This is a genomic window from uncultured Streptococcus sp. (assembly GCF_963545685.1).
In the GTDB taxonomy this organism is placed as follows: Bacteria; Bacillota; Bacilli; order Lactobacillales; family Streptococcaceae; genus Streptococcus.
In genome coordinates this window covers 1-9,888 of record NZ_CAUUKN010000050.1, presented here as the reverse complement: position 1 = coordinate 9,888, position 9,888 = coordinate 1, and the positions used below count along the sequence as shown (strand labels likewise).

The window sequence follows — 9,888 nt, the reverse complement described above, 5'->3', positions numbered from 1 at the left end:
ACAGACACTACTATTAGATATTTAACCTGTCTACTTGACAGGGGGCATATCAGAAGTAGTGATTAATTTCTTGAAAATGAGATTTCATCATTTTAAATCCATATTTTGGACATCCACCCTCAACTCATACAACCCTCTCACAGCATTACAGCCATAGATGGCTTGAGCCTGTTTTAGATTATCTAGAGTCAAAACTCTCTCTGTGACCTGGTTATTAGCGATAAGGCTTTGTCTGTAAATACCGTTTAAGAGTCCAAGACGAACAGGTGGAGTGTAGAGTTGGTCTTTGATTTTAAGAACGAGGTTACCGATAGAGGTTTCTAAAAATTCTTTCTTCTGATTATAGTAGATTTGCTCATGAGGTCCGAGACTAAGGTGAGGTCGATAACTTGTTTTAAAGTAGGTAAAAGGGCTATCCAAAGGATGTGTTTGCTCAACTAAGCTTGCTTGACAAAAATCATCAGCTAAGCCTGTCAGTTGGGCATGTTCAAAGGTAAGTTCACCATCTTTTGCAAGTGACATTTTAAAACGATAGTCTGTGTCAAAATCAAGGGACTGACACAAATCTTCGACTTGATGTTGAACTTCTTCTTTATTGAAAGGATAAGCAAAGTAGCGACTGGACTCTTGTAGGCGATTGAGATGTTCCTTAAGAAAGAGCAGTTTACCTTGATGAATCCGTCCAGTTGAGATAAGATCAAATCTAGGATTTTGACGGTATAGAACAGCTGACTTTTGTTTTGTTTCTTCATATTCAGCTTCCCATTTGCTGTCCCAGGTGATCCCCCCACCTACTCCATAGATAGCCTTGTTTCCCTGCATTTGGAGTGTTCGGATGGCTACGTTGAAAATAGTCGGTCCTTTAGGAAGCAAGATACCGATGGCTCCACAATAGACACCTCGAGCCTGTTTTTCAACATCTTTAATGATAGCCATAGTAGCTATTTTTGGTGCTCCTGTAATAGACCCACAAGGAAAAAGGGCTTGGAAGACATCGCCTAAACTACAGTTCGGTAGGAGTTGTGTCTCAATAGTTGAAGTCATTTGCCAAACGGTAGAGTATTGTTCAACCAGGCAAAGGCTTTTTACATTTTCACTTCCTATTTTTGAAATACGATTCATGTCATTTCTAAGAAGGTCAACAATCATCATATTTTCAGAGCGATTTTTCTGATCCTGGGCTAGCCACTGTGCTTGTTTGAGGTCAGTTTCAGTTGTCAAGCCACGATTTGTTGTGCCTTTCATAGGACGTGTGGTCAATCTATCACCATCTTTTTTAAAGAAGAGTTCAGGACTTATGGAAATGATAGAGACATCATCGTGCTGAATAAAGGTATTGTAATGTGCATTTTGCTCAACAACCAATCGATTGTAGATGGCAAATGGATCAGCTGTTATATTCTGTTGAAGTTGGACGGTATAATTGACCTGGTAGGTATCACCTTGACGAATATGGTTGTGTATATGCTCAATAGCAGCCTTGTATTCCTCAGCCGAAGTTAGTTCTTGCCAAGATTCTGGTAAGAGAACAGGCTCATAGGTAAGAGGGATAGGCTCTGTTTGAACAGTGTCATGAATAGTAAAATAGAGAAGGTACTCTGACATTAATGGACCATCAAAAATTTGAAATTTAGGCTCAAAGGCTCGAGAGGCTTCATAGGCTACATAGCCTACAGCATAATAGCCTTTTTCTTGATAGGTTTCTATTTGCTTTATAAGTGATTTAACTTCCTTAAAGTCTTTGGTTTTTATTTCTTCTATGGCGTGAGTGAAGATTTGTCTGACGCCAAGTTCTTTAAAATCAATAACGGTTTTCTTATGCATACATAGAGTATAACATAAGAAGATAGCCTCTGGTTCTTTTTCATGTTTTAATTCTCTTTCTTAAAATTCTAACCAAAAATGAACTTTTCAGATAGTTTTACATATGTTATAATGATATGGACTAAAAGATGATTTTAGAGGGAAATATGACTAAAAAAAATAAATTTGAGAAAGGCAACAGCAGTCTTTCAAATAAAAAATCGAAAAAAGTGACTTCCAAGGGGAATTCTTGGAAACATCAAATGTACGAGCTTGAGATTGCCATTGCAAAAGAGTCAAGCAATAAAAAGAGAGACGAGCTTATTAAACTTCATAATGGTTATATGAGTGAGTATAATAGTTTAAAGAAGCAAATCATTTGGTTAGCAGTATTGGGAATATGTTTCTTAGTTGTCTTAGTGATTTTTGGCTATTTTATTTGGAATAGCTACAACAGTGAAAACACGTCCTATACCTCTTCTTGGCTTCAAGAACGAGTAATTAGCACAATTAAGATTTAGTTATGATTAAAACACCCTATTTTATGACTCTACTACAGCAATAGTGAGCATAGATAAGTTAATCAGAAAATATTAGTGAAGAAAAAGTAAGATATATCTCTAGACAAAAGTCTAGGGATTTTTTTGATAAAAATGACTTTATAAATTTTGTATATAGTTATTAGCTATATCAATATCTAATTAAAATAAGATAACAAGCCAAGAAAACCCCTTATCTTATAGGATATAGTTTAAAACTATATATAGAGAAAACTAATAACAATTATACAGACATTTATTTCTTTGGTAAGATTAATGCAACAACAAAGAGGAGGACACAAGATGTCAACTACTATCATTGGTTTCCCACGTTTGGGTGAATTCCGAGAATTAAAATTTACTACAGAAAAATACTTTAGAAATGAAATTACTGCAGACGAACTTTTAGTAGCTGCTAAAGATTTGCGTGCAAAACACTGGAATATTGTTAAAGAAAAAGGTATCACTGAAATTCCTTCAAATGACTTTTCTCATTACGATAACTTCCTTGATGCGGCCTTCCTTTTCAACGTCGTGCCTGCTTCAGTTCAAAACTTGGATTTGACGGATCTTGAACGCTATTTCGCTTTGGCGCGTGGTTACCAAGGTGAAAAAGGGGATGTCCGTGCCCTTCCAATGAAAAAATGGTTCAACACTAACTACCACTACATTGTTCCTAAATTTGAAAAAACAACAGAAGTAAAACTTGCTGGTCACAAGATTTTTGATGAGTACCAAGAAGCAAAAGAATTGGGTCTTAACACACGTCCAGTTGTGGTTGGGCCATTCACTTTCCTTCAATTGTCTGACTTTGAAGATGGTGTGAAAGCAGAAGACTTCGTAGATAGCTTTGTTGCTGCATACCAAGATGTCTTTGCAAAATTGGCTGAACTTGGTGCGACTCGTATCCAACTTGATGAACCAGCACTTGTTAAAGATTTGTCAGCTGACGAAAAAGCACTCTTCTTGAATCTCTATAATAAACTCTTGGCTGACAAGAAAGGCCTTGAAGTTTTGATTCAAACATACTTTGGTGATGTTCGTGATGTTTACAATGATCTTGTGAACTTGCCAGTTGACGGTATTGGTCTTGACTTTGTCGAAGGTAAGAAAACACTTGACCTTGTCAAAGGTGGATTCCCAGCGGATAAGACTCTTTATGCGGGTATTGTTAATGGTAAAAACATCTGGCGTAACAACTACGAAAAGAGCTTGGCAGTTCTCGAACAGGTTCCAGCTGAAAATGTTGTCTTGACAACTTCATGTTCTCTTCTTCATGTGCCATTTACAACTGCAAATGAAGATTTTGAACCGGCTATTTTGAATTACTTTGCCTTTGCCGTTGAAAAATTAGATGAACTTCGTGATTTGGATGCTATCCGTAACGGTCAAGGGGCAGAAGCGCTTGCTGCTAACAAAGAGCTCTTTGCGACTGAACGTGTTGGTGAAAATGCTGAACTTCGTGCTCGTATTGCAGGATTGACAGAAGCAGATTTCACACGTTTGCCAGCCTTCGCAGAACGTGAAGCTATTCAAAAAGATTCTTTCAAACTTCCATTGCTTCCGACAACAACTATCGGTTCATTCCCTCAAACTAAGGAAGTTCGTGCCAAACGTTTGGCTTTCCGTAAGAATGAATTGTCTCAGGAAGAATATGATGCCTTCCTTGCTGAAATCACAGATGAATGGATTAAATGGCAAGAAGAAGTTGGTTTTGACGTTCTTGTACATGGTGAGTTTGAACGTAATGACATGGTTGAGTACTTCGGTCAAAACTTATCTGGTTACCTCTTCTCTAAAAATGGTTGGGTGCAATCATATGGTATGCGTGGGGTTAAACCACCAATCATCTGGGGTGATGTCACTCGTCTTAACCCAATTACTGTGAAATGGTCTAGCTATGCACAAAGCCGTACTGACAAACCTGTTAAAGGTATGTTGACTGGACCTGTTACTATTCTAAACTGGTCATTCCCACGTGAGGATATCTCTATTAAAGATTCAACTCTTCAAATCGCTCTTGCTATCAAAGACGAAGTGCTTGACCTCGAAGCTGCAGGCGTTAAGATTATCCAAATCGACGAGGCTGCTCTTCGTGAAAAATTACCACTTCGTCGTAGCGACTGGTACGAAGACTACCTTGACTGGGCTATTCCAGCCTTCCGTTTGGTACACTCAACAGTAGCACCAGACACACAAATCCACACTCACATGTGTTACTCAGAATTTACAGATATCATTCCAGCTATCGACAACTTGGATGCAGATGTTATCTCATTTGAAGCTAGCCGTTCAAACCTTGAAATCTTGGACGAACTTAAAGCACAAAACTTCCAAACAGAAGTCGGACCTGGAGTTTATGATATCCACTCACCTCGTGTCCCACAAGACGGTGAAATTGACCACACTATCGAAGCAATCTTGGCCAAAGTTCCAAGTGGTAAAGTATGGATCAACCCTGACTGTGGTTTGAAGACTCGTGGTATCAAAGAAACTAAAGAAAGCTTGATCAAGCTTGTAGAAGCAGCAAAAGCAGCTCGCGAGAACTTGTAAGCAGAAGTTATCATAACTTGAAAACCTTCTTTCCTATGTGTAGAAGGTTTTCAATAGCGAATAATTTTCTAAAGATTTTTGCAAGCAAGCTAGGGGCAAAATGTGATCAATAATTCTTATGAGTTTAGTTGACACTAATAAAAAGCTTTTGTCTAAAAAAATCTAAAACGAAGAAGGTAAAATATATGACAAGCCAAACACCATCCCTCTCCTTTGAAGTCTTTCCACCTAACCCAGCAGTGGGCAATGAGCAAATCTTGCTTGCTCTTGAGGATATGCAAGGATTGGCTCCTCACTTTATTAGTGTGACAGCCAGCAATAACAAATACAATATCAAAGAGACGACGGTTCCTTTGGCAGACCATATTCAAAATGACTTGGCTATTCCTACTATTGCCCACCTTCCAGCAATCTATTTGACCAAGGAAAAGGTTGCGGATACTTTGCGAGAATTAGATGCAGTTGGCGTAAATCGTATTTTGGCCCTTCGTGGTGATATTATCCCAGGAGTTGAACCTCTTAAAGATTTCAAATATGCGACTGATTTGATTGAGTTTATCAAGTCAGAAGCTCCTAACTTTGATATCATTGGTGCCTGTTATCCTGAAGGGCACCCTGATTCACCAAATCAAATCTCTGATATTCAAAATCTTAAGAAAAAAGTTGATTCCGGTTGTTCAAGTCTTGTCACCCAACTCTTCTTTGATAATGAACGATTTTATGATTTTCAAGATAAATGTATTCTTGCTGGCATTGATGTGCCTATCCATGCTGGTATTATGCCTATTTTGAATCGTAACCAAGCCCTACGTCTACTTAAGACTTGTGAAAATATCCACTTGCCACGTAAGTTCCGTGCTATTTTGGATAAGTATGAGCACGATCCTGAATCTCTTAGAGCAGCTGGTCTTGCATATGCCATTGACCAAATCGTTGACCTCGTAACTCAAGATGTTGCTGGAGTTCATCTTTATACTATGAATAATGCAGAGACTGCACGTCATATTCATGAAGCCACTCATTCCTTGTTTAAGCATCATTCACAAGTTAGCGCACTGTAATTAAATAATAGAAAACCACTTATAGATTTAATCTATAAGTGGTTTCTTGGTATAGCAGTGAAAGATTGTGACTGCTTATTCGAGCCATTATTATCATGTATCAAAAAGACCTAGAGCTAAGCTCTAAGTCAAAAGTATTATTCACCCACGAAAGCATTAATTTCTGCTTCGATGTTAGCAATTTTTTCTTTAGCATCTGCTTCAGATTCACCAACTGTAGCGATGTAGAATTTGATTTTTGGTTCTGTTCCAGAAGGACGAACGGCAAACCATGAATCATCAGCCAAGAAGTATTTCAAAACGTTACTTGGAGGAGTTGTTAATTTTTCAACACCATCAGCAGTAGTAGCTGTTTGTTCTAAGAAGTCTTCTGTCTTAGCAATGTCAGTGTTGTTGAATTGTTTAGGAGCGTTACCACGGAATTTATCCATGATTTTCTTAATTTCAGCAGCACCATCAACGCCTGAAAGTGTAACTGAAATTGTCTTTTCTGCGAAGTAACCATATTGTTTGTAGATTTCTTCGATACCATCTGCCAATGTCATTCCACGTGAACGGTAATAAGCAGCAATTTCAGCAACGATAAGTACAGCTTGGATAGCGTCTTTATCACGTACAAATGGCTTGATGAGGTAACCGAAGCTTTCTTCAAAACCGAGCATGTAAGTGTGGTTGTGTTGTGTTTCAAATTCATGGATTTTTTCACCGATAAATTTGAAGCCAGTTAAGACGTTAAACATTGTTGCGCCGTAGCTTTCTGCAATCTTAGTAACCAATTCAGTTGATACGATTGATTTACAAAGGGCAGCATTAGCAGGAAGTGTGCCTGCTGTTTTGTGAGCTTCCAAAATGTATTTGGCAATGATTGCTCCAATTTGGTTACCTGAGAGGTTGAGGTAAGAACCATCTGGTTGACGGATTTCGACACCAAGACGGTCAGCATCAGGGTCTGTTGCAACCAAAACGTCAGCATCCACTTTGCGACCTAGTTCTTCAGCAAGAGCAAAGGCAGCTTGGTTTTCTGGGTTAGGAGATTTAACAGTTGAGAAGTCAGCATCAGGAACCGCTTGAGCTTCAACAACTTGAACTGCTTCAAATCCAGCTTGAGCAAGGGCACGGCGAGCCAACATTTCACCAGTACCATGAAGTGGCGTATAGACGATTTTCATGTCACGACCGTACTCATTAATCAAGTCTTGGTTGATGTTAACATCTTTAACTTCTTTAAGGTATTCTGCATCAACTGCTTCGCCAATCACCTCAATTAAGCCACTAGCTTTGCTTTCTTCAAGGTCAGCTAGTTTGATAGTGAAAGGATTTTCAATAGCACGGATGTAATCTGTCAATGCATCGGCATCAGCTGGTGGCATTTGACCACCGTCTTCGCCATAAACTTTGTATCCATTAAATGGAGCTGGGTTGTGGCTAGCAGTTACCATGATACCAGCAAATGTGTGGAGATGACGTACTGCGAATGACAATTCAGGAGTTGGACGAAGGCTCTCAAATACATAAGATTTAATACCGTGAGCTGCCAAAACTTGAGCAGATTCAAAAGCAAACTCAGGAGAGAAGTGACGGCTGTCATAAGCGATAGCAACACCACGTTTTTTAGCTTCCTCCCCTTTTGAGTCAATCAATTGCGCCAAACCTTCAGTTGCTTGACGAACAACATAAATGTTAATACGGTTGGTACCAGCGCCGATCAAACCACGCATACCGGCTGTACCAAATTCAAGGTTAGTATAGAAGGCATCTTCTTTGGTCTTTTCATCCATAGAAACCAACTCATCACGAAGATAAGCAGGCAATTCAGCGAAATCGAGCCATTTTTGATAATTTTCAGTATAAGACATAGCAATCTCCTTTATATTTTTAAACGCTTACATTATACCACAATTAAAGAAAAAAAACATGGTAATTCCCATGTTTTTTCTTTATTTTTTCAATCGAAGTAGCACAGGTGTGATACTAAGTGTTAATAGGCCTGCAATAACCATTTCAGCAACAGAGTTTGTAGTGAAAATAGTTGCCATTAGAGTTTTTCCACCTGCTGAGTAGAAATTAGGGATTAGGAAGTAGATACCGAGAAGTACAAAGAATGTATTTGTAAATGCGCCTAAAACACCAGATAGCGTCAAACCTAGACGATTTTGAAGAAACTTGTAGACAAAGTAAGGGAAAATACCGATTAAAATACGAGGCACAATCGCAATGACAGCAGATGCCCAAGTTCCCCCTTCAACAAAAGGACTAAAAAGATAACTACTTACTGTATAGATGATAGTGTTACGTACAATACTCATAATTCCCATAAAACCGCCTAAATATGCCCCAATTTTAGGACCATAGACGATACTAGCAATAATGACTGGGATATGAGTTAGGGTTGGTTTGATTGGAAGTACAAAAGCAGCAAAGATGGTTTGACTGAGTACTTCGATAACGACCATTGTGGCTATTAATAGAGATAATTGTGCCGTTTGGTTTGCTTTATTTTTTTTATTCATCAAAAACTCCTTTTCTTGTCAACAAGTCTATCTTGTTAAAGCATTATCGATTGATTCAATAATGACAGCAATATCAGCTAGAGCGCCACGACCTGTATCTCCACATGCAAGTAAGCCAGACTTTGGAAGAATTTCTTGGTAGCCAACCTCTTGCAAGGTCTCCAAGTTTTTCTTAGTCAATGGATTTTCATACATTTTAGTATTCATTGCTGGTGCAATTAATTTCGGAGTGGTGCTAGGTAAAGCTAAAGCAGTAGCAGTTAGCATGTTATCAGCCATACCATGAGCTAATTTGGCAATAGTATTTGCTGAAGCTGGGGCAACAATAAAGAGATCAGTCTCCTTAGCTAAATCAATATGATTAATACGTTCAGCCAATTTTTCTTCCATAACATCGGAGTGAACTGGATTCTTAGAAAGCACTTGAAGAGTCAGAGGTGTAATAAAGGCTTGAGCAGCTTCAGTCATAATGACGTGGATGTCATACCCCTTTTTCTTTAGTTGGCTTGTCAGGTCTGCTGATTTATAGGCGGAAATTGAGCCGGAAACAGCAAGGATGATACGTTTAGTCATGGCATATCCTTTCAAATAAAGCTTGAGCAATTGCAGATTTAGTTGTAACCTTCTCTTCACTCTTTTCGTCAACTAGATAAGCAATATGTTGATTTGGAGTAATCTCACTCAAATCATTTGCCACAATAATGTTTGCTTGATTGCGTTTAAGACTAGTACGAGCAACCTCGAAAAGCTCGTTTTTACTAACATTTACTAAAAGTTTGAAGCCAATTAATTGAATATCAGGATTCCATTGTTTAACTAAGCTAATAATTTTTGGTGTCTTTTTAAGGAAAAGAACCTGATAATCCGAAGCAGAAGATATCTTGCTCTCAGTGTTAGACTTGCGTAAGAGTTGGTTAAGGTTTTCCGTATCTTCCAACTCGGCGAAATCTGTCATATAAATTGGAGTGTAGTCTGAGACAGCCATACTATGGATGAGAACATCGTGCTCTTTGACGAGTGGCTCCATACTTTTTAGGAGACTATCTACGTTCGTAATTTCTGTAATCTTTAGATTTTCTTTTGGTTCAGGCTTGACGGCAGTCTTTGTTGTTACTAAGGTCACTTGGTGACCCTTGGCCAAGAAAAGTTCAGCGATTTCCTTACCTAGATGACCTGTTGAATGGTTTGTGATTCCACGTACAGCATCAATCTTTTCAGTGGTACCACCCGATGTAATCAAAATTTTCATAGTAGTATTGTACTAAAAATTGAGACTTTAGTAAATAGTAGTAAGTGTTTTTGAAGCGTGCCCCTATAATATAAAGTTATAACAGTCTATAGCAAAACAAAAACCGAACATTGAAAAGTGATATGATACCTCTTAAGTAGACACGGTAAATACCTAAAATCTACTTAAGAGGT

8 protein-coding genes are annotated in these 9,888 nt (G+C 38.4%); 3 read left to right on the top strand and 5 right to left on the bottom strand.

Annotation, left to right across the window (positions count from 1 at the left end):
* Nucleotides 1–87 precede the first annotated feature (87 nt).
* A complete protein-coding gene (pabB, locus tag RWZ99_RS07835; protein WP_314677771.1) occupies nt 88–1,824 on the bottom strand; it encodes an aminodeoxychorismate synthase component I in 1,737 nt (578 codons plus the stop codon).
* Nucleotides 1,825–1,970: 146 nt separating this feature from the next.
* On the opposite strand from pabB, the gene RWZ99_RS07830 reads away from it, so the two are divergent.
* The 3 genes from RWZ99_RS07830 (at nt 1,971) to metF (ending at nt 5,956) form a co-directional block, all read left to right on the top strand.
* On the top strand, nt 1,971–2,324 hold the full coding sequence (locus tag RWZ99_RS07830) for a hypothetical protein (protein WP_314677768.1): 354 nt from the start codon (nt 1,971–1,973) through the stop codon (nt 2,322–2,324).
* Nucleotides 2,325–2,645: 321 nt separating this feature from the next.
* Nucleotides 2,646–4,895 carry a 5-methyltetrahydropteroyltriglutamate--homocysteine S-methyltransferase gene (gene metE, locus RWZ99_RS07825; RefSeq protein WP_314677766.1) on the top strand — a complete coding sequence of 750 codons (2,250 nt, stop codon included), beginning with the start codon at nt 2,646–2,648 and terminating at the stop codon, nt 4,893–4,895.
* A 185-nt stretch (nt 4,896–5,080) separates the two neighbouring features.
* The gene (metF, locus tag RWZ99_RS07820) at nt 5,081–5,956 is read left to right on the top strand and encodes a methylenetetrahydrofolate reductase [NAD(P)H] (RefSeq protein WP_314677762.1); all 876 of its coding nucleotides are present in this window, start codon (nt 5,081–5,083) and stop codon (nt 5,954–5,956) included.
* A 137-nt stretch (nt 5,957–6,093) separates the two neighbouring features.
* Here the strand turns inward: metF and RWZ99_RS07815 are convergent, their stop codons facing one another.
* The 4 genes from RWZ99_RS07815 to RWZ99_RS07800 form a co-directional block, all read right to left on the bottom strand.
* Entirely contained in the window at nt 6,094–7,812 is a 1,719-nt protein-coding gene (locus RWZ99_RS07815) for a phospho-sugar mutase (protein WP_314677761.1), read from the bottom strand.
* An 81-nt stretch (nt 7,813–7,893) separates the two neighbouring features.
* Nucleotides 7,894–8,466, bottom strand: coding sequence for an ECF transporter S component (locus tag RWZ99_RS07810; protein WP_314677758.1), 573 nt, complete (start codon nt 8,464–8,466; stop codon nt 7,894–7,896).
* A gap of 27 nt (nt 8,467–8,493) precedes the next feature.
* On the bottom strand, nt 8,494–9,039 hold the full coding sequence (coaC, locus tag RWZ99_RS07805) for a phosphopantothenoylcysteine decarboxylase (RefSeq protein ID WP_314677756.1): 546 nt from the start codon (nt 9,037–9,039) through the stop codon (nt 8,494–8,496).
* Nucleotides 9,032–9,715, bottom strand: a complete 684-nt coding sequence (locus RWZ99_RS07800) for a phosphopantothenate--cysteine ligase (protein WP_314677754.1) — start codon at nt 9,713–9,715, stop codon at nt 9,032–9,034. The genes coaC and RWZ99_RS07800 overlap by 8 nt, the downstream gene beginning before the upstream one ends.
* Between the last annotated feature and the right edge of the window lie 173 nt (nt 9,716–9,888).